General features: G+C 46.8%; 16 protein-coding genes. 7 read left to right on the top strand and 9 right to left on the bottom strand.

Annotated elements, in window-relative coordinates; genetic code table 11:
* Positions 1 to 761 (top strand): DUF922 domain-containing protein (locus tag ACTIE6_RS25010; RefSeq protein WP_439559218.1); only part of this gene is annotated, 761 nt, incomplete at its 5' end.
* 1 nt (position 762) lies between these two features.
* Here the strand turns inward: ACTIE6_RS25010 and ACTIE6_RS25005 are convergent.
* Genes ACTIE6_RS25005 through ACTIE6_RS24995 form a run of 3 tightly spaced genes read right to left on the bottom strand, consistent with a single transcriptional unit; the run spans position 763 to position 4,758 of the window.
* The gene (locus tag ACTIE6_RS25005; RefSeq protein WP_439559217.1) at positions 763 to 2,541 is read right to left on the bottom strand and encodes a ComEC/Rec2 family competence protein; all 1,779 of its coding nucleotides are present in this window, start codon (positions 2,539 to 2,541) and stop codon (positions 763 to 765) included.
* Between the two features lie 2 nt (positions 2,542 to 2,543).
* Entirely contained in the window at positions 2,544 to 3,830 is a 1,287-nt protein-coding gene (locus ACTIE6_RS25000) for a T9SS type A sorting domain-containing protein (protein WP_439559216.1), read from the bottom strand.
* Positions 3,811 to 4,758, bottom strand: coding sequence for a PhoH family protein (locus ACTIE6_RS24995; protein WP_031527915.1), 948 nt, complete (start codon positions 4,756 to 4,758; stop codon positions 3,811 to 3,813). The genes ACTIE6_RS25000 and ACTIE6_RS24995 overlap by 20 nt, the downstream gene beginning before the upstream one ends.
* A 244-nt stretch (positions 4,759 to 5,002) precedes the next feature.
* Between ACTIE6_RS24995 and dnaB the strand changes: the two genes are divergently transcribed.
* Complete coding sequence (gene dnaB, locus ACTIE6_RS24990) at positions 5,003 to 6,616, top strand: replicative DNA helicase (protein WP_439559215.1); 1,614 nt, start codon at positions 5,003 to 5,005, stop codon at positions 6,614 to 6,616.
* Positions 6,617 to 6,835: 219 nt separating this feature from the next.
* Here dnaB and rlmD read toward each other — a convergent pair whose 3' ends face one another.
* The gene (gene rlmD / locus ACTIE6_RS24985) at positions 6,836 to 8,233 is read right to left on the bottom strand and encodes a 23S rRNA (uracil(1939)-C(5))-methyltransferase RlmD (RefSeq protein WP_439559214.1); all 1,398 of its coding nucleotides are present in this window, start codon (positions 8,231 to 8,233) and stop codon (positions 6,836 to 6,838) included.
* 62 nt (positions 8,234 to 8,295) lie between these two features.
* On the opposite strand from rlmD, the gene ACTIE6_RS24980 reads away from it, so the two are divergent.
* From ACTIE6_RS24980 to ACTIE6_RS24970, 3 genes are all read left to right on the top strand, one after another.
* Positions 8,296 to 10,503, top strand: coding sequence for a gliding motility-associated C-terminal domain-containing protein (locus ACTIE6_RS24980; RefSeq protein WP_439559213.1), 2,208 nt, complete (start codon positions 8,296 to 8,298; stop codon positions 10,501 to 10,503).
* A 306-nt stretch (positions 10,504 to 10,809) separates the two neighbouring features.
* A complete protein-coding gene (locus tag ACTIE6_RS24975; RefSeq protein WP_439559212.1) occupies positions 10,810 to 11,463 on the top strand; it encodes an NAD(P)-dependent oxidoreductase in 654 nt (217 codons plus the stop codon).
* 314 nt (positions 11,464 to 11,777) lie between these two features.
* Entirely contained in the window at positions 11,778 to 13,100 is a 1,323-nt protein-coding gene (locus ACTIE6_RS24970) for a porin (protein ID WP_439559211.1), read from the top strand.
* Here ACTIE6_RS24970 and ACTIE6_RS24965 read toward each other — a convergent pair.
* Positions 13,097 to 13,552: an SRPBCC family protein gene (locus ACTIE6_RS24965; protein WP_439559210.1), complete on the bottom strand. Its 456-nt coding sequence runs from the start codon at positions 13,550 to 13,552 to the stop codon at positions 13,097 to 13,099. The genes ACTIE6_RS24970 and ACTIE6_RS24965 overlap by 4 nt on opposite strands.
* A 100-nt stretch (positions 13,553 to 13,652) precedes the next feature.
* Here ACTIE6_RS24965 and ACTIE6_RS24960 point away from each other — a divergent pair, with 100 nt between their 5' ends.
* Complete coding sequence (locus ACTIE6_RS24960; protein ID WP_439559209.1) at positions 13,653 to 14,099, top strand: SRPBCC domain-containing protein; 447 nt, start codon at positions 13,653 to 13,655, stop codon at positions 14,097 to 14,099.
* Positions 14,100 to 14,143: 44 nt separating this feature from the next.
* Here ACTIE6_RS24960 and ACTIE6_RS24955 read toward each other — a convergent pair whose 3' ends face one another.
* Positions 14,144 to 16,261 (bottom strand): Tex family protein, encoded by a 2,118-nt coding sequence (locus ACTIE6_RS24955; RefSeq protein ID WP_439559208.1) that lies wholly within the window; start codon positions 16,259 to 16,261, stop codon positions 14,144 to 14,146.
* A gap of 80 nt (positions 16,262 to 16,341) precedes the next feature.
* Between ACTIE6_RS24955 and ACTIE6_RS24950 the strand changes: the two genes are divergently transcribed.
* A complete protein-coding gene (locus tag ACTIE6_RS24950; protein ID WP_439559207.1) occupies positions 16,342 to 17,184 on the top strand; it encodes a ThuA domain-containing protein in 843 nt (280 codons plus the stop codon).
* Between the two features lie 9 nt (positions 17,185 to 17,193).
* Here ACTIE6_RS24950 and ACTIE6_RS24945 read toward each other — a convergent pair whose 3' ends face one another.
* The 3 genes from ACTIE6_RS24945 to ACTIE6_RS24935 form a co-directional block, all read right to left on the bottom strand.
* Positions 17,194 to 17,427: a hypothetical protein gene (locus ACTIE6_RS24945; RefSeq protein ID WP_439559206.1), complete on the bottom strand. Its 234-nt coding sequence runs from the start codon at positions 17,425 to 17,427 to the stop codon at positions 17,194 to 17,196.
* A 52-nt stretch (positions 17,428 to 17,479) separates the two neighbouring features.
* Complete coding sequence (locus ACTIE6_RS24940) at positions 17,480 to 18,706, bottom strand: RsmB/NOP family class I SAM-dependent RNA methyltransferase (RefSeq protein ID WP_439559205.1); 1,227 nt, start codon at positions 18,704 to 18,706, stop codon at positions 17,480 to 17,482.
* Between the two features lie 147 nt (positions 18,707 to 18,853).
* Positions 18,854 to 20,080 carry a GAF domain-containing sensor histidine kinase gene (locus ACTIE6_RS24935; protein ID WP_439559204.1) on the bottom strand — a complete coding sequence of 409 codons (1,227 nt, stop codon included), beginning with the start codon at positions 20,078 to 20,080 and terminating at the stop codon, positions 18,854 to 18,856.
* Between the last annotated feature and the right edge of the window lie 293 nt (positions 20,081 to 20,373).

Raw genomic sequence — 20,373 nt, 5'->3', positions numbered from 1 at the left:
AAAAACGTGTCGCTCCAAATAAAGTGACTGGTGAAGTGAAGCTAAGCCTGCAATTCAGGTGGTACCGCGATATGCAGCCGGTCGAGCTGACAGGCTACCAAACATCTGCAACTTACACGCGCCCTGAAACGAAATATGATTATGAAAAGCTGGTCAAACAGCTGCTGGATCAATCTCTCGTGCATTTTCAGAAATGGATGTCAAACAATGCCGGGAAAAATCCTGCACTTGCCCGCAATCTGTTGCTGGTGTTTAAGGAGATCAATACCAACACAGATGGTGATACTGTATTTTATTCCCCGAAACGACCGCTGGTATGGGACGATTTCAAAGTAAGAAGTGCAAAACCTGGTAGCCGGTATGCAGCAGCGGTTTTTACCAGCTTCGGCTACGAAGGCAATTCCTATCCGAAAGGAAATGATCTCGTTGTGGAAATCGGATTGAAAACTTTTATGGTTAAAAGCATGTCCTGGGGCCGACCTGAATCGCGGAATGCAGGTACCCTGCGCCACGAGCAGATCCACTTTGACATTACCCGACTGGTTGTCGAGAAATTCAAAGACCGCCTTAGAAAAGCGGAGCTGACCATTGAAGACTATGACAGCGAGATCCAGTACCAGTTCCTGGAAGCATTCAGGGAAATGAACCGCGACCAGGAACAATACGACGGTGAAACCGGCCACGGCCTGAATGCCGCCGCCCAGGCCGCGTGGGACAAGAAAGTAGCAGCGCAGATCGCTGCGGTTTATTCCGTGCAGTGACCTACTTCGATTTCACAAAAACAACCTCACTCACTTCCCGGCTTATTGCATAGTTCCTGATGTAAAAGTCGAATGCACGTTGGTCTGATTTGAATGCGTCGTTGCAGGCTATATACAGCACATGGCCGTGCCTGTAACTTCCTGCCGAGTGTTTTGGGATGACGTATGAAACGCGCTCTTCCGATAAATGCAGCTGAATGCTTTTTGAAACTGAAAAACTGGTAAGCAGAAAAACCAGTGCAAAGCTGTATTTAAGAAAGCGATATTCCCGCATTTCGTAGGCGTACCAGGTCAAAAAGAGAATGCAGTACAGCATTACAACTTCAATGGTGCCCAGGTTAACCTGTTCCACCAGGTACCCGGGAAAGTGCTTCGGAATACCGGCTGCTACATTAGTAAGGTACGCAGAATACTCCACCACCTGGTTCGCCAGCCATTGGAGCCAGAAGATACCCGTGGTACTTACCAGCAGCAAAGCCAATGCGGCTGGAAGCAGTACATTCGTGAATGCGATTACAAATGGATTTACCAGCCAGAAGTACGTCGGGAATTGGTGAAAATAGTAGAGGCTGAGCGGAAATGTGGCCAGCTGCGCCGCAAAAGCTAGTGCTGTTACCTGCCAGGCAAAGCTGAGAATTCTGCTTTTAGGTGTGACAATGCGGTAAATCGGTTCATAAAACAGAAAAATCCCGCTCATAGCAAGATAGGAAAGCTGGAAACCGACGTCAAACAGAGCAGCTTGATCAAACAGCAGGATCAGCAATGCAGAAATGGCCAGCGTGTTCATAGAATGCTGCTTCCGACCGGAAACCTCAGCTAAAACAAATACAATGCACATGATCGTTGCCCGCTGAACAGAAGGCGAGAAGCCGGTTACCATCGCATAAAAGCAAAAGAGCAGGATCATGATCCCGACATAAAGCAGCTTCCCGGCCCGCCACCGTTTCAGCCAGCCCAACATGGCGCTGATCGCCAGAAAGATGATAGCGACGTGCATTCCCGACACCGACAAGATATGAACTGTTCCAGAAGCAACATAATCGTCAGTCTGCCCCGCTTGCAAATCGTCGCGTCTACCTAGCAACATGGCTTTCACCAGACCGTAAGACGCATTATCGACAATATTCTCCCGAAATTTTAGGTCCGCCCATTCAGAGGTAGCGGCCAGCCAGTACCTTGGCGACCAGTAATTGACCGGTTGTTTAACACTCTGAAAAGTACCGTCCCAGAGTTGCCCAGTCCACAATATACCTTTGTTCCTGAGGTATTCTCGGTAATCAAATTGTTCAGGATTGAGCGCAGGAGGAGGAAGTTCAAGCCGCTCGTTTACAACAAGTACGTCGCCCGGCTGAGGAATGTCAGCGGCGGAAGCGGGCAGGTTTAGTAAAGATTTGGTATTTAAAACAATCCATTGTCCGTCTGTCAGAATGCGGGTCACATTAGCTTCCAGTCTCACCGTTTTCTCCCGTTTTTCAGGTAGGCTGGCTACTATGGCTTCATAGGCGACATAATTAGTTTGGGTCAGATAAGCAATTTCCTGATCCTTCTTCTGCTCGGATACAATCCGGCAAAATGCACCTGATACGATCAGAAAAAGCCAGAATGATGCAGTAAAAAACTTTGAAGCCTTTAATTGATAACAGAGCAAACAACCTACACCGGCAGCAACCAGAAACCCTGAAAGAGGCCAGTCAGCAGTAAAGTTATTGAAGAAGTCCCCGCACAGTATTCCTGCCATGAAAAGCAAAACAACGCCGACAAATGGAGCTCTTGACAGCATAGTTAACGAACATAAAACCGTTTGGTCAATGTCCTGGAAGCGGTTTGTACTTTATAGAAGTAGATCCCGCTTGGTAGATTTTTTACGTTGAGAGAAGTTCGGTTTAAAGTTTCACCGATCACTTTTTGCCCTTTTTGATTATATACACTTACCGTAAATACTTCAAAATTGGGCGTGTAAACGTTTGAAAAAAGTACTTCCTGCACCGGATTAGGGTACAGATTTACAATGAGTTCTTCTGTGGTAATCCTGGAAAGTTCAACCAGCTCGGCCCGGCGCGGGCTTAGCTCCATCACCGCGTGCATTCGTTCCTTTTGATCATTGGTGAACACACTCATGCAAATATCCGGTGAGTAGTCCATAAAATTCTCGATCATATTTCGCGTGGTCACGCCGCGGCAATTGGAGAAAACGGGTGTGCATTCCGTATCAGTTGTCTCATTTTTGGTAAATGCAGTCGGTGTGTCAGCGCAGTAGTCGGTACCACAATTCTGATCGCCCCAAATGTGGATCAGTCCAAGCCAGTGTCCAACTTCGTGCGTAGTGGTACGACCCAGATTGTATATTCTGCTGGTAATCGCATCTGAATTTCTACCAAAATACCTGAAATCGATGATCACGCCGTCGGTTAATGCGTCCTTGGCCTCATCTTCCGAGGTTCCCAGACCGGCGGTTTGATTTGTAGTTTTAGTCACAATGGGGAACTGGGAAGTGCCCAGGTATCTGTCGTTAAGGCGACATACCCAGATATTGAGATAGCGGTTGGTGGACCAGGCCGGAGATATTTCGGCAAGCTCGTCCGCATCACTCACCGGGCTGAACTGAGATTTCGCATTGTAGGTGCGTACAATCGTCACCAGCTTGAAGCGAATGCCTGTATCCACACCCAGAGAGTCGGTGTAAAAACCCTTGTAGCCTGACGCATTGCCGTAATCCTCGTTCAGTACTTCGATCTGGCTGGCAACTTGCGCCTCAGTAATGTTCGCATTGTTTGCACCTCCGATCCGCTGGTTTTCCTGACCATGAATCAAATGCACTACCACGGGTATTGTTATAATTTCATCTGCATTAATCCGGCTGGCTTTCCTTAAACGGACCTGGTTCTGGATTAATTCTTCGGAATGCTGGCGTAGCCTGAGCAGTGCGGGATTCTTCAATATTCTTAAAGAATCCCGCTCAGTGCTCGCGCAACGGGTTAATTCAGCGTCGGATACCTGGGCTATCGAGATAGCAGCAGTGCCCAACACCATCAGCAACAATGCCAGGAACCTATTGCTCCGATTTTTCATAAGCAGCCAGAATATCCTTAACCAAGCGGTGACGTACCACATCGGATCCATCCAATTCAACAAAGCTGATCCCTTTGATCCCCTTCAAAACTGTAATCGAATCAGTCAGACCTGATTTAAGATTTTTAGGCAAATCAATTTGTGACTTATCACCCGTGATAATTGCCTTGGAACTCGGGCCCATCCTTGTCAGGAACATTTTCATTTGCATTGGTGTGGTATTCTGCGCTTCGTCCAGCAGAATGAATGCATTGTTGAGCGTCCGTCCGCGCATATAGGCTAGCGGCGCAATCTCGATCGTCCTGCTTTCGAGATATAACTTCAACTTCTCCGGCGCGATCATATCGTCCAGCGCGTCATAAATCGGACGCAGGTACGGGTCGATCTTTTCTTTCAGATCACCAGGCAAAAAGCCCAGGTTCTCCCCTGCTTCTACCGCTGGCCGGGTAATGATTATCTTTTTGACTTCCTTGTTTTTAAGGGCGCGTACCGCAATGGCCACCGCTGTATATGTTTTACCTGTTCCCGCAGGACCAATCGCAAATACGAGGTCAAACTTGGCCGCTTGCTCGACCAGCAGCCTTTGGTTAGTTGTTTTTGCCTTGATAACGAGGCCCTTATTTCCGTAAAGGATCACATCGTCATCGTCTTCCCCACTCGGCACCGGTGTTTTTGAAACACCATTGAGGTAGCCTTTTACATTGTCATTGGTGATTTTACCGTATTTCTGGTAGTGTGCCAGAAGCGAGTCCATTACATCTGTGATCCTGATAATCTCGGGCGCCGTGCCCTGAATGCGGATCTCGTTACCGCGTGAAATGATCTTGCTTTCCGGGAAAGCGGCGGCGACTTCCTTGATATTCGAATTGTGAATACCCAAAAAGTCAACCATTGAAACGTCTTCGAGCGTGATGATTTTTTCCAGCAAATGAATCAAAGTTTAGTGTTTACCTATTTGTTCTAAAATTTAGTAATAATACCAACATTTATAAAACAAAGAATTACAAAATCCTATTCCGAACACGAAAAAATAATGCAAAAACGTGTGTTTTCCGACCAACTATTTCATTATCAGTTTGACAGGAAAATGAAGTTTTTTATGAAAAAAATAAAGGGCCAACTTAAAGTTCCTTTCTTTTGTTCGCACCCTGCATTGCGTAACTTTGTCTTCTATGGAAAACGAAAAGGCACCCAATAATTCTTTCAGACAAGGCTCCAAATCAGGGGCTTTCGCTAAAAAGCCTTACGGGGCGAGGACACCATCTACTGACCAGACACTCAGCAAATTACCTCCTCAGGCCGTTGACATGGAAGAGGCTGTGCTGGGCGCGCTGATGATTGAAAAAGATGCATTGACTGCCGTAGCCGACATTCTCCGTCCAGACAGTTTTTACAAAGAAGCCCACGTACGGATTTACAGCGCGATCATTACCCTTTTCGCCGATTCGGAGCCGATTGATATGTTGACGGTTACCGCCAAGCTGCGAAGCACCGGCGAGCTGGAAATGATCGGCGGCGCTCCTTACATTATGCAGCTGACCAACAAGGTCAACTCCGCTGCCAACATTGAATTCCACGCTCGGATCATTTCTCAGGCTTATATCAAGCGGGAGCTGATCAAAATTTCGTCCGAGATCCAGCGGGAGGCATTTGAAGATACCACAGACGTTTTCATGCTTCTTGATAAAATGGAACAGAACCTGTTTCAAATTTCGGAATCCAACATTAAGAAAAACTACGCGGATATGGGCGCGCTGATGCGACAGGCATTGGCCGAGCTCGACCAGAAGAAAAACAATAAAGACGGTCTTACAGGAGTTCCATCAGGTTTCAGTGCCCTGGACAGACTTACTTCCGGCTGGCAAAAAACGGAATTGATGATCCTGGCTGCACGTCCGGGTATGGGAAAAACGGCATTCGTCGTTTCTTCGCTCCGAAACGCGGCTGTGGATTTCAATATGCCGGTGGCCATCTTTTCGCTCGAAATGTCCTCCGTTCAGCTTGTGAACAGGCTTATCTCAGCGGAAGCTGAAATCGATAGTGAAAAGATCAGAAAAGGAAGTCTGGCTCCACACGAATGGGAACAGCTCCATCACCGCATCCATCGTTTGACAAATGCACCCATTTTCATAGACGATACTCCGGCACTTTCCATTCTCGAATTGCGTGCAAAATGCCGCCGCCTGAAAGCACAGCACGACATTCAGATGATTGTGATCGACTACTTGCAGCTGATGACCGGAGATACCGGCGGAAAAGGTGCAGGTAACCGTGAACAAGAGATTGCGATGATATCGAGGTCATTGAAAAATCTGGCAAAAGAATTGGATGTACCTGTAATCGCACTTTCGCAGCTTAGCCGGGCTGTGGAAACGCGTGGCGGTGAAAAACGTCCTCAGCTTTCCGATTTGCGTGAATCGGGATCGATCGAGCAGGATGCAGATATGGTTATCTTCCTTTATCGTCCTGAATATTATGGTATTACGGAAGATGAAGCTGGTAATTCGGTAGCTGGCATCGGTGAGGTAATTCTGGCTAAAAACCGGGCTGGTTCACTGGATACCATTCAGCTGCGGTTTATCGGCAAGTACACGAAGTTCGCCGACCTTGACTCAGCTTACACGCCTGCTCCATTCTCGGTCGACCGTCCGATCCAAACAACAAACCCAATCGGTTCATTCGAAAGCCAGGCAAACCCATCGTCAGCAGGCGGAACATTAAGAAGCCGCGCCAACGATCTCAGCAACTTCGACTACAAAGGCCCTGATAGCGAGCCGCCATTTTGACGGCTTTGCCCCTAAATCCCCTGAAAGGGGACTTTTGCGATCTGCAAAGTCCCCTTTCAGGGGATTTAGGGGTAAAAACCAACACCAACGCTACATCATTCCGACGCTCAATTCACTAAAAAGTCCCCTCCCAGGGGATTTAGGGGCAAAAACCAGCAACACCACATTCCAACCTAGTAATCCACAAAAAGTCCCATCCCAGGGGATTTAGGGGTAAAATCACCTCCTCACCAGCAACGCCACATTCTCCACGTGATGCGTATTCGGAAACATATCCACTGGCTGTACTTTGGTTACCTCATAAGCTTCTGACATCAATGCAATATCCCTGGCCTGTGTGGCTGTGTTGCAGCTTACGTATACAATGCGGTCGGGTGCGGCTTTGAGGATCGTTTCTATGACGGGCACATCCATTCCCGCGCGGGGCGGATCGGTGATAATCACATCTGGTCTGCCGTGTTTATTCAGGAAACCTTCGTTCATAATACCCCGCATATCTCCCGCGAAAAAAGATGTGTTTGTAATCCCATTCAACTCCGAGTTCCTGCGCGCGTCCTGCACGGCGGCTTCCACATACTCTACTCCGACTACTTTCCGGGCTCTGCGCGCAACGAAATTAGCAATTGTACCTGTTCCTGTGTAAAGATCATATACAGATTCATTACCCGTGAGGCCGGCGTACTCGCGCGCTACGCTGAAAAGCTGGTATGCCTGTTCAGAATTCGTCTGATAAAATGATTTCGGACCAACCAGAAAGGTCAGGTCTTCCATTGTTTCACGGATAAAATTCTCGCCCGCAAAATTGATCACTTCCTGGTCCTGGTACGAATCGTTTCCTTTCAGGTTGATAATGTAGTTGAGCGAAGTGATTTCCGGGTGAGTTTTGTGCATATACTCCATTACCTCGCTAATCGCCTCCGGGTTATCGGCGCCAAACTGCACGATCACCATTACGTCTCCCGTGTTCGCAGTTCTTACCACCAGGTTCCGCATAATGCCAACATTGAATTTCACATCGTAGTAAGGAATGTTCTTCAGATCAGCGAAGTGGTGCAGCGAGTTGCGGATCGTATTGGAAGGATCGGGTTGTAAATGACAGTGGTCGACCGTAAAAATCTTGTCAAAACGCTTTGGGACGTGGAAACCGAGGGCATTTTTGGAAAACTGCTGACCAGAATCCATTTGCTCCTTTGTAAGCCAGCGCCAGTTCGAAAAAGTGAATTCCAACTTATTACGGTAATATTCCGTCCTCGGCGCAGCAATAATCTGGTTTATGTCAACATTCCTGATCTTCCCGATCCGTTCAAAATGATCGATTACCTGCTGCCTTTTGAATGTGAGCTGATGCGTGTAGTCGATGTGCTGCCACCTGCAACCGCCGCAAACGGTATGATGCAGGCAGTAAGGGTCGGTACGTAGTTCAGAAAGCTTGTGTGTTTTTGTAACAATAGCTTCTTTCAGTTTTTTCTTGGTTTTGACAACCTGCAAATCAACGATGTCACCCGGAGCCACATTTCCTTCTACAAAAATTACACCGTCTTCGGACTTAAATATACATTTGCCTTCTGCCGCAAAATCGGTAATTTCAACGTACTCATATTGATTGTTTTTGAGCATACTTTCATGTTTTAATTCTTAATCCAAATCATATAGGATCATTTTTACTGCTTCATTCAACCATGAAAAAACGTTTTCTCTGGTCTGTTTTTCTTCTTTTCTTTTTCTTTCAAGCCAAAGCAACACATATCGTCGGCGGCCAGCTTTTTATCACGCAGAATCCCAATCAGTACTATAACTACAATATAGGACTTACCATGTACTTTGATGCCCTGAATGGTAATCCTGGCGCCGAAGATCTCTCGGTAGTTATTTACGTGTTCCGAAAACGCGACAATGCACCGATTGGCTGGCTTGAAGCCCCAAAAATAGAACGAAAATCGGTCACCTACGCTAATCCGCTTTGCGGAATATCCACACTGCAGACTTACATGATCACTTACAGTACTGCATTGCGGCTGGAACCGGGGCAGTTCAACGATCCCGACGGTTATTATATGGTTTGGGACAGATGCTGCCGCAACGGAACGATCACCAATATTCAGAACCCGGGCGACGCTGGTAGCTTGTTCTACCTGGAATTCCCGCCATTGATGAAGAACAATGCTAACTTTAAAAACTCCTCTCCTGTTTTCCCAGCTATTAAAGGTGATTATGCATGCGTAAACTCTCCCTTTTTCTTTGATTTCGGCGGTTCAGATGCCGATGGTGACAGCCTTTCCTATAAACTCATCACACCGATGCAGGGTTACTCCGATAAAGCCAACCCGAGCATTCCGGCACGCGGCTCATCAAACTATCCGCGCCTCAACTGGATCAACGGGATATCGGAAGCCAACATTATCCCCGGCCCAGATCCGCTCAAAGTAAATCCCAAAACGGGAATGCTCTCGGTAACACCTGGTAGCGTCGGGCTGTACGTATTTGCAGTGCAGGTAGATGAATTCAGAAATGGTGTCAAAATCGGCTCTCTGACACGGGATTTTCAACTTAAAGTTGTCGACTGTCCCAAAATGGACCCGCCCAAACTTTTGTACAAACCCAAAGGAAAAACAACCTGGTACAGCGAAAACGAGATCATTACAATCAAAAAGGATGATCCTAACTGCTTTGAAGTCATTGTTACCGACCCGACAGTAAACCAGCTGATCAAGGTCAATGGGCGCGCAGTAAATAACTCCAAAAATTACTTCACGATCCTCCCGGCTGAATTCCGTACCACGATCGCGAATGATACATTGAAATTCGAAGTCTGTCTGGACGAATGTTTTGTGACCTACGACAACCGCCCGATCAAGATTGAGCTGATTGCGGAAGATGAAAGTTGCCCGGTTCCGTTGATGGACACGCTGAGCATTTTTATACGACGGGAGAGTTCCGGCAACAATGCGCCTGTAGTGAGTACTTCCCTGGGCAGCGACTTCGTGCATGTTGCTGCTGGCGTGCCGGTCAACTTCACGGTCTTCGGGAAAGATCCCGACAAGGATAAGCTTGCATTGTCCGGCCGCGGCCGCGACTTCAACATGAATGCAATGGGCATGAACTTCCTGGCTGCTTCCGGAACAGAGAACGTGCAGCAGAACTTTACCTGGACGCCGCCATGCAATGCGAAAAAGGGAGATACGCTCACGGTCGATTTCAAAGTGGAAGATATGCGGTGTGAAGGCAATCCGATGCCCGTATCAAAACCTGTGTACTTCGTCGTTGATGAGTCGCCGAACAATCCGCCGACTGTCGGGACCTCGCTCCCCGTGCAGGAGCTTAGCTATACCGTCGGTACCGCGGAAGGGATTTCATTTGATGTGTTCGGGAATGACCCTGATACCAATGCGATCAGTCTGGTTGCGGCCGGGCGCGGGTTTGATCTGAAAGAACTCGGCATGTTGTTTGAAGGAAAAACAGGTATGAAGACCGTAACTTCCCCCTACTCCTGGAATCCTGAATGCGGCTTGCTGGGCGGCAAGACTGAGCAAACTTTCATGGTTGACTTTATCACGCTCGACAAAAGCTGCGTTTCCGCAAGTGACACTACAACGGTCAGGATTACGGTCAAAGATACAGAAGAAGAACCTTTCCCTGAGTTTCCGAATGTGATCACGCCAAACGGTGATTTGAAGAACGACTGCTTCGTATTCCAGGACCTGCCCCGCGACAAATGCGATGATCAGTTCAAGGATATCACGATCTACAATCGCTGGGGCAAGCAGATCTACTATTCCAAAATCCGTCCAAACGACTGGTGCCCGGACAACATTTCAGGCGGCTATTATTACTACCTGATCCAATACACCCGCCGTTCCTACAAAGGTGGATTAACAGTACTGAAGTAAAAACCTGGGATCACGATTTAGTGTATCTACATTAAGATAGATTACCGCACAGCGTATATATGAAGCTATAAATTTATGTTAAAGTATAATAAGTTCATACACATAAACAATACAAAAAGCTTAATACAATTAAAATGTAAAATACTTTTAAAAAATACAATAAAGTTTAATAGTATAAGATAAAAAGTATTATTTGTAAAATTGATAAGTAACTGATAACTAGCTAACAATTAATTCCAAAGCCCTTTCCTCCATCCTCCCCTTCCTCCATTCTCCATCAAAACATTCACATCAAAATAAACAAAAATGAAAATCGCATTGATAGGCGCCACTGGATTTGTAGGCGCTCATGTTTTACAGGAACTGGTTAGCAGAGGTCACGACGTGATTGCAATTGCGCGCAACACAGACAAAATTACAACTGAGAGCAGCCACGTTAATGCCGTGTCGGCGGATGTATTAAAACCGCAAGAAGTGGCCAATGCAGTTGCCGGAGCAGATGCAGTAATCAGCGCCTATAACCCGGGCTGGACCAACCCGAATATCTACGCAGAATTCCTGGCAGGTGCACAGTCAATCCAGGCTGGGGTAAGACAGGCAGGCGTGAAAAGATTACTTGTAGTTGGGGGTGCGGGCAGTCTGTATGTAAAGCCGGGAATGCAGCTGATTGACACGCCGCATTTTCCCGAGGAATATAAACCTGGCGCAAGTGCGGCGCGTGAGTACCTGGAAGTTCTGAAAGAAGAAAACGAACTGGATTGGACCTTCCTGAGCCCTGCGATTGAAATGCATCCGGGAACTTCCGGCACCAAAACTGGTACTTATCGCAAGGACATGGAAAGCCCAGTCTATGATGAAAATCACAGGAGCATTATCTCAGTAGAAGACCTGGCGCTCGCAATTGTGGATGAGATTGAGCAGGGAAATCACATCAAGCAGCGTTTTACGGTAGCCTACTAGTAAAAGTTAAGTATTATCAAAAGTTTGGATAGTTTGCACCATTCCAAATGGTGCAAACTATCTAAACTTCATTTTTGTACTAAACTATACATACTTTAGTATTAATTATATAGATTAAAAGTAAATTTAATTTAGTATTTTAAATACATATCGATTTATTGAAAGTACTTATTGTTCAATAGGGTATGTACTAACAAACAGTATTGAAAGCTTAATACTTAAAGGCTCAAAAAAGTAAAAGTTAGGCGCAAATAGCCGCATATCTGCTAAAAATTGAGGTTCTTTGCAACTTCTGCCACCAATTCACTTGCTTAATGATACTTCGATATGCCGGATTTACACTCCTGCTTATTTGCCTGACTGCTGGTCAGGGTTACGCTCAGCGTTTTTTAATGGACCTTGTTGATACGACAAACCAGATGGGAAAGGGTATGTTGTCCATCTATGAACGCTACAATCGCGTACGTATCAGCGGCTACATTCAACCGCAGTTTCAATATATATCCAGAAAAGGCGCCGAGAGTTACGGCGGTGGGAATTTTAGTTCCGCAACAAACAACCGGTTTATGCTCCGGCGGGGAAGGTTACGTGTAGACTATGCGCATTTAAATGAGCACAGCGATCCGACTTCTTACTTTGTATTCCAGTTTGACGGAACAGAAAGGGGCGTCGCAATCCGGGATTTCTGGGGACGTTTTTATGAGAATAAGTTCCGGCTTTTTGCATTGACAACCGGGATGTTTGCCCGGCCTTTCGGGTATGAGGTCAATTTATCCTCGGCCAATCGCGAGAGTCCCGAGCGAGGCAGAATGTCTCAAATCCTGATGCGCACGGAGCGCGACATTGGTGCGATGCTTACCGTCACCAGTCGGCACACCGACCTTTGGTGGCAAAAATTAAAGCTCGATGCGGGTGTCTTTAATGGACAGGGAATGTCGGGACCGATGGATTACGACAGCCACAAAGATGTGATCAGCAGGTTCAGCCTTAAACCGACGAAAATGCGTGCATTAGGAGGCGCCACACTTTCGGCCGCCGTATCCAGCTACCTTGGCGGGATCACGCACCAGTCGAAGCTTTACTATCAAACGCAGCGGCGCGGTAGTGAATACGTCATGATCGGCGACTCGACTGAAAGCAACCTGGGAAAAGCCGCTCCGCGAAACTACGCCGGTGCAGATATCCAGATCAGCTTTCCCAACAAAAGAGGCGAAACGGAATTCAGGGCAGAGTACATTAAGGGCAAGCAGACCGCAACATTTGCTACAAGTGAAACGCCGGGCGTTTATCCGGTTACCAACGGGATCAAGAATCCGCTGTATGTGCGCAATTTTGACGGAGGCTACTTCTATTTTCTTCAAAGTCTGGGCAGCCTTGAACACATGCTCGTTTTCAAATACGACTGGTATGATCCTAACAAGCTTGTTTCAGGAACACAGATATCCGATGTAAAAGGTTTCAGTAAAGCTGACTTGCGGTACGACACCTTTGGAATGGGCTACATCTACGTTGCGAATGAATCATTGAAATTCACTTTCTACTATGATATTGTCCGCAATGAAAAATCGGCACTGGCAGGGTTTGAGACCGATGTAGCCGACGATCTTTTTACCTGCCGCGTGCAATACAACTTCTAGCTGCCGAACCGCTCGGAAAGTACCTTTTGCCGGTAAGTAAATATAGAATTCACCTCATTCCGTACGAATACCGCATTGACCACATCTCCCAAAATACCCAGAGGCACTTTATAGTTCAGTATATCTTCCATTAAAACACCACCGTCCACTTCTGTGAAACGGTGCTGGTGATGCCAGAATGCATACGGGCCAGACCGCTGTTCATCCACAAAATACTTCTTGTCGACAACGTGTGTGATCTCTGTTGTCCATTTCAATGGAATACCCAGCACGGGTTTGACATTATAACGGATGATCTGTCCTTCGTACATCTTCTCACCGTGGTGCCGCGATGTCACCACAAATCCCATGTGAGGCGGCGTAATATCTTTCAAATTGGCGGGATTGGAAAAAAAGTCCCAGGCTTCGTCCAGCGTGACGGGCAACTTTTGCTTAAAATATAGCTCTTGCATGGAGTGTTGTTTACGAAAATATCAAAACATCCGCGCCAGCAAATACAAGGTATGTGGCACGATTTTAACCCAATCAAGATAGGACTAAATTCTTGAAACAATGAACAGAAAACTGATAGCAACAACATCCACGTCGATCTACGCAAGTCCGTCTGATGTTTGGAAAGCATTGATCGACCCTGAGATCGTAAAAAAATATATGAATGGCGCTGAAATAGATTCGGAGTGGCAGGTCGGCAGCCCGATCCTGTTTACCGGTCAGTTTGAAGGCCGGACTTACGTCGACAAAGGCACAATCCTTGAAATCATTCCCGAGCGTGTTCTAAGTTACTCGTTTTGGAGTCCGCTGGCGGGCGATGAAGATTATGAAGACAACTACGCACACGTTACCTATCACATTTCAGAATACGACGATGAGACCACACTCACCATTACACAGGATAACCTGGATACGGAAGATGCCGTGGTTACCGCCGAAGGTCACTGGATGAAAGTGTCCAGGGATATCAAGCGTATTCTCGAAAACGAGCACAAGCACGTTCTATAATTGCTTTACGACCTTTCCGGTATCCAGAACCGGAAAGGTCTCTTTTACAGTTTCATACTGAATGCAATCCGCTTCCTCGAAAGATCCACCTCTGTTACCTTCACCTGCACAACCTGCTGCAGCTTGACAATCTCATTAGGATCTTTGATAAAGCGGTCGGCCATTTGGGATACGTGCACAAGTCCATCCTGCTTTACACCCACATCTACAAATGCACCAAAAGCCGTAATGTTAGTAACAATACCGGGCAGTACCATTCCCACTTTCAAATCCTCCGGCTTTCTTACAGACTGATCAAACTCGAATTTCCTGATCTGGTCGCGGGGATCTCGGGCCGGCTTTTCCAGCTCTGCAAGAATATCTTTTAGAGTTGGCAAACCCACAGTTTCAGAAACATACTTCTCCGGCTGTATCTGCTTGCGAATTTCAGGTTTGCCAATCAGATCCTTAATAGAAGAGCCGGCATCTTTCGCCATTTGCTCGACCAGGCTGTACCGCTCAGGATGCACTGCACTGTTGTCCAGCGGATTAGCTCCATTTTCAATGCGCAAAAAGCCGGCAGCCTGCTCGAAAGCCTTAGCGCCTAAACGTGGTACTTTCAATAATTGCTGGCGCGATTTGAAATTTCCATTTTTAGACCTGAAATCCACGATATTCTGCGCCAGAGCGGGTCCAAGGCCGGAAATATACCTTAATAAATGCTTGCTTGCCGTGTTGAGATTTACGCCTACGGAATTCACGCAACTTTCTACGACTGTATCCAAAGCATTTCGCAATGAATTCTGGTCTACATCGTGCTGATATTGCCCTACTCCAATGGATTTTGGATCAATTTTGACCAGCTCAGCCAGCGGGTCCATTAACCTTCTTCCGATGGAAACCGAGCCGCGGACAGTTACATCCTTGTCAGGAAACTCCTCCCGCGCCACTTCCGAAGCAGAGTAAATGGAAGCTCCCTGTTCACTTACCAGGAACAAACCGATCTCTTTGTATTCTCCCGATGCATCCAGAATCTTTTTCACAAAGTCCTCAGTTTCCCGGCCCGCAGTTCCATTGCCCACTGCGATTGCTTCGATTTTAAACTTCCGGATCAACTCCGTGATTTTTGCCTGCGCATCGGCAGGTCGGTCAAATGGGTAAATCACCTGGTCTATCAGCAGATTTCCCTGGTGATCCAGCACCACGACTTTGCAGCCGGTGCGGTAACCCGGGTCTATTGCGAGTACATTTTTCTGACCGAGCGGCGCGGCAAGCAGCAGCTGTCGCAGGTTTTCAGTAAATACCTGAATTGCGGCTATATCGGCTTTTTCTTTTGATAAATTACTGAATTCAGTCTCGATAGACGGTTTCAGCAACCTTTTATAACTGTCCGAAATCGCAGCTTCAATCTGGTCTTTGCACAACGAAGAGCCTCTCAGGAAGAGCCGGTCCAATGTTTCCAGCGCCTGATCTTCATCCGGTGATATATCTACATTCAGGATACCTTCCTCCTCTCCGCGGCGGATTGCCAGCAACCGGTGCGACGGAATGCGTGAAAGAGGCTCGCTGAAATCGAAGTAATCGCGGTATTTGACGCCCTCTTCTTCTTTCTTCTTTTTAACCTTGGAGGTAATTATTGCACCCCGCTGAAATACTTGCCTGATCCTGGCCCTGGCGTCCTGATTTTCATTGATCCATTCAGCCATGATATCGCGCGCACCCTGCAAAGCGTCGGCTACGGTACCTACCTGATCATTCAAGAATGTGCCCGCTCTTCCCTCCGGATCATTTTCCTTACCAGTAAAAATTGCCTGTGCGAGTGGTTCAAGCCCTTTCTCAATAGCTGCAATCGCGCGGGTTTTCCGCTTTTGTTTATATGGTAAGTATATGTCTTCCAGCTCCGTAAGCGTAAAAACACCTTCAATTTTCCTGCGGAGTTCCGGGGTCAGCTTTTCCTGTTCATCAATACTTTTCAGGATCGCTTCACGTCTTTTCTCAACATCCAGTTGCTTCTGCCACAGCTCACGTATCGCCCCGATCTGTACTTCATCCAACCCGCCCGTTGCTTCTTTCCTGTACCTGGCAATAAAAGGCAGCGTAGCGCCTTCTTCAAAAAGCTGGATAGTACTTCTAACCTGATTTTCAGCAATGCTCGCCTGCTGGGCAATAAGTGTATAATTCATTTGGTAAAAGCTTTGTTGACGACAAATAAAACGGGTTTTTGTAGCTTTAAAAACAAATACGCGCTAAACCCATCATTTCAATGCAAATCCGCCTGTCAGCCACATTCCTTTTGCAAATCCTTTTTCTGGTTTCACTTACAGGTAGCTCACCAACATTCGCGCAGCAGCCAAAACCTTTTAAGGTAATCGCCTTTTTCACCGGAAAAAACGATCAGGCACATATCAGTTTCGCAAAAGACGCGCATACATTTTTTCCCGTAGTTGGCAAGAAAATGGGATTTAGTTATGACTCTATAAGTAACTGGGATAACATGAATGATGCTTATCTGGCGAACTACGATGTGGTTATCTTTCTGGATACACGACCGGAAAAACCGGAACAGCGTGCTGCATTTGAGAAGTATATGAAAAATGGAGGCGCGTGGCTTGGCTTTCACTTTTCAGCTTTTGCCCTGACACCCTCCGCGTTCCCGCAAAACTGGGATTGGTATCACAACGAATTTCTCGGGTCTGGCCAGTATAAGAGCAACACATGGCGACCGACTGCTGCTTTCCTGAAAGTAGAGCGCGAGAAAAGTCCGTCCACAAAGAAGTTGCCGAAAGTATTTAAATCAGCACCAAATGAATGGTACAGGTGGGAAAATGATCTGAAAAGTAACCCGGATATCGAGATACTGTTGTCCATAGATCCAAGTAGCTTTCCGCTGGGAACGGGGCCGAAGCAGCATGAAATCTGGCATAGCGGATATTATCCTGTCGCCTGGTCAAACAGGAAATATAGAATGGTTTACATGAACATGGGCCACAATGACATTGATTACGAAAACAAGACAAACAAAGATCTGTCCCTGACATTCGATAACCAAACGCAAAACGAATTCGTAATCAATGCATTGATTTGGCTCGGTAAAGGAAAAAAGTAACTTAGTTACTTACGGATTCTCTGACTCAATTTCCCCAACATCTTCTTCATCAATATCTTGCGCAGGAATATCATCGTCCATTCTTGAACCTGTACTTACTTCCGGTGCATCGGCGCCCGGCGCATTCGGCGAGGGATTCAATGGACCTAGATCATCCGGCGCAGGCTGGTCTGGCCACGGCGGCTGTTTGTCCGGCATCTCATTAGTAATATCAGGCGACGCATAACTTGTTTGGAAATCCATGGTTATTTTGTTTGATGATTGAACATAAAGTGCAAAAAACCATGCCGACTAGTCAACTTTTGCGTTGCAGCAGCGCCATATAAAACCCGTCAAATCCGTCCTGCGCAGGCGACGTTCTGTGTTCGGACAGCAATTTCCATGCTTTCCCATGCTCCTTCACAAACCGCTGCACCTGCTTTTCAGACTCCGACGGAAGCAGGCTGCAAGTTGCATATACCATCTTGCCGCCTTTCTTCACCATGCCGCTGTACGTACTCAGGATATTCCATTGAACCTTGATGATGTTTTCCAGAAAATCAGACTTCAACTTCCATTTAGAATCAGGATTACGCTTCAACACACCCAATCCCGAGCAAGGTACATCCAGCAACAGCCGGTCGGTGGTCTCAGAAAGCTTCAATATATCTTCGTCTGACTGAATCAGCATCGTTTCCAGGATAGTTACCCCATTGCGATCGGCACGCCTTTTCAGCTCGGTGAGCTTGGTCTGAATAATGTCCATTGACAGAATAGAACCCTGATTTTGCATCAATGCAGCCAGGTGCAAACTTTTGCCGCCCGCCCCGGCGCAAGCATCAATTACCGAAAGGCCGGGCTTAATATCCAGATAAGGCGCAATGAGCTGAGAACCTGCATCCTGCACTTCCACCAGTCCATTCTTGAAAGCCTCGCTGCCGAGTATATTCTGGCGTTTATTGATGAGAACTGCGTCGGGAACACCATCGACAAGAGCTGTATTTTCCAGGCTAAATAGGGCTCTCACCTCCTCAGAACTGGATTTCAAAGTATTTGCGCGTAAAAACAATGGCGCTGGCTGGTTCAGTGCATTCAACTCTGTATCCCAGTTCGCACCCAGTTCTTTTGAGCCACGCTCATCCAGCCAGTCGGGAATCGATTGCGCTATTTTTCTGACAGTCAAACCGTCTTTATATCTTTCAAGAATCTGATTGGTGGTGAAATACTGGAATTCCGGCCAGTCAGGAAGATCATTGGATTCTCCTGAATGCAGATGTACAGGCTTGATCAGCAACCAAGCGCCCACAATTTTCCAGAATTCCGGGGTTTCTGTTACCGTTTCAATGTTGGCCCCATATTTCACCAGCCGCCACCAGCGCACAATCTCATAGATATGCTCTGCAATAAACGACCGGTCGCGCGCGCCCCATTTTTTGTTCGACTTCAAAAGCTGCTCCACAACCTGATCAGCTTGCCTGTTCCTGATAAAAATCTGCTGCAAGCCTTCTACAACAGCTGTGACCAGTCCACGATGTATTTTCAAAATGTATTCTTTTAGGTACTAAATAAAAATTGCGCTGCCTCCGGAATGCCGGAAGCAGCGCAATTTCGTTAAATACACTTAACAGACGTTGAATAACCTGCCAATTCTTTGAGCGGGAAAGCCCCGATTTTTAGAAAATACCAGGACCTAGTATATTTTCTGAGGTAAATCGATGATAAAGGAAGTACCCTTACCAAGTTCCGAGCGGATATCCAGTTCACCTTCCAGCGTGGATACCAGATGTTTAACCAGCGCCAGTCCGAATCCGTAACCTTGCTCACCATTGGTACCGTCGGTAGAAGAAGCCTCGCCAGACAAGATTGCGTCGATACTTTCCAGCGTCATTCCCACACCTTCATCACTTACGATGACCTGCAATGTAGGACGGTCCAGGTGCAGCAGCAAGCTGAGATTCACAGTTACTTTGCCTCCCGCCGGGGTGAATTTAATAGAATTGGAAATCAGGTTACCCGTAATTTGCAGCAGCTTGTTCTTTGAAAATGAGATGTTTGCAGTTGATGGGGTTATGTTTACCGCAAAGTTGATCTGTTTATGCCGCGCCTGCGGACCGTATAATTTTTCCAGTTTATCTTTGAAGACATTCAGATCAAACCGGCTGCTATCTATTGCTCCTGGCGTAGTAGGTAACCGTTTTTCCCTGTGAGTTTCCAGGATTTCCGCTGCCGGGTCGAGAATGGAATTCCCGCTTCTGTGAATGAGATTGATGAATTCAAGTACCTCATCCATTTGGTTGCTTTCACCCTGGTCACGGATAATCTGCGCAAGCCCCACGATGCCTCCCAGGGGGCCACGGATATCGTGTGCAACCTTCTTCTGGGCTTGTTTCGCTTCGGTGAGTTTGGCTTTCAGGTTTTCCATCAGCCTGGCAGTTCGCAGCCGGCTAACGATTTCGTCCGCGATGATTTTCAGCAGCTCGATCTTTTCTGGATCCAGTTGAACGCGCTGCTGGTCCATCACGCACAAAGCACCGATGTTGACGCCACTGCTGGTTTTAAGCGGCACTCCATAATAATACCTGATGTTGGGATCGCCGGTTACGTAAGCCCTGTCTTTAAAACGCGCGTCGGCTGACAGGTCGGGAACTTCAAAGAATTCCTCCTCCATAATTGTAAACTGGCAAACAGATTCTTCTCGCAGCATCTGTTCTATATCCATTCCGTGATTGGAGATCGTCCACTGCGTAAGTGAATCAATCAGGTTCACGAGAGAGATTTTGGTACCTGTTACTTTTGCCGCCAGTTTGGCAAGATCTTTGAATGTGTTTTGTTGATCGCTGTAGTCTATGTCAAGATCGGAAAGGCCCAGCAATCTTTCCATTTCGTTTGCAGGAATGGGTGCAGGATTTGATGTCACGATATGAGGATATTGATATTGGAGAATGGAATTGTGTTATCAGCAAATTTAGAAGTAATTCTATACTGCACAATACGGCGTATTAACTTTCTGGTATAGTGCTTTGATAGTAGAAAGCAGCATCTTAGAAAAATGATGTATGGTGTGAATGAGAAAGAGTTGTATATTGGTTCACCATTTAAATCCTGGGTTAGTACTTATCTACGAAGCCTGTCAGGAGCAAAGATGAACTAACAGTGATAAATTACAAATCTTACGCTGTTAGTTTAAAAACCATTGGAAGAATATTGCTC

It is taken from the genome of Dyadobacter sp., from assembly GCF_051859145.1.
In the GTDB taxonomy this organism is placed as follows: domain Bacteria; phylum Bacteroidota; class Bacteroidia; order Cytophagales; family Spirosomataceae; genus Dyadobacter.
The sequence above is the reverse complement of the archived record's forward strand: the minus strand, read 5'-3'. Positions and strand labels throughout refer to the sequence as shown.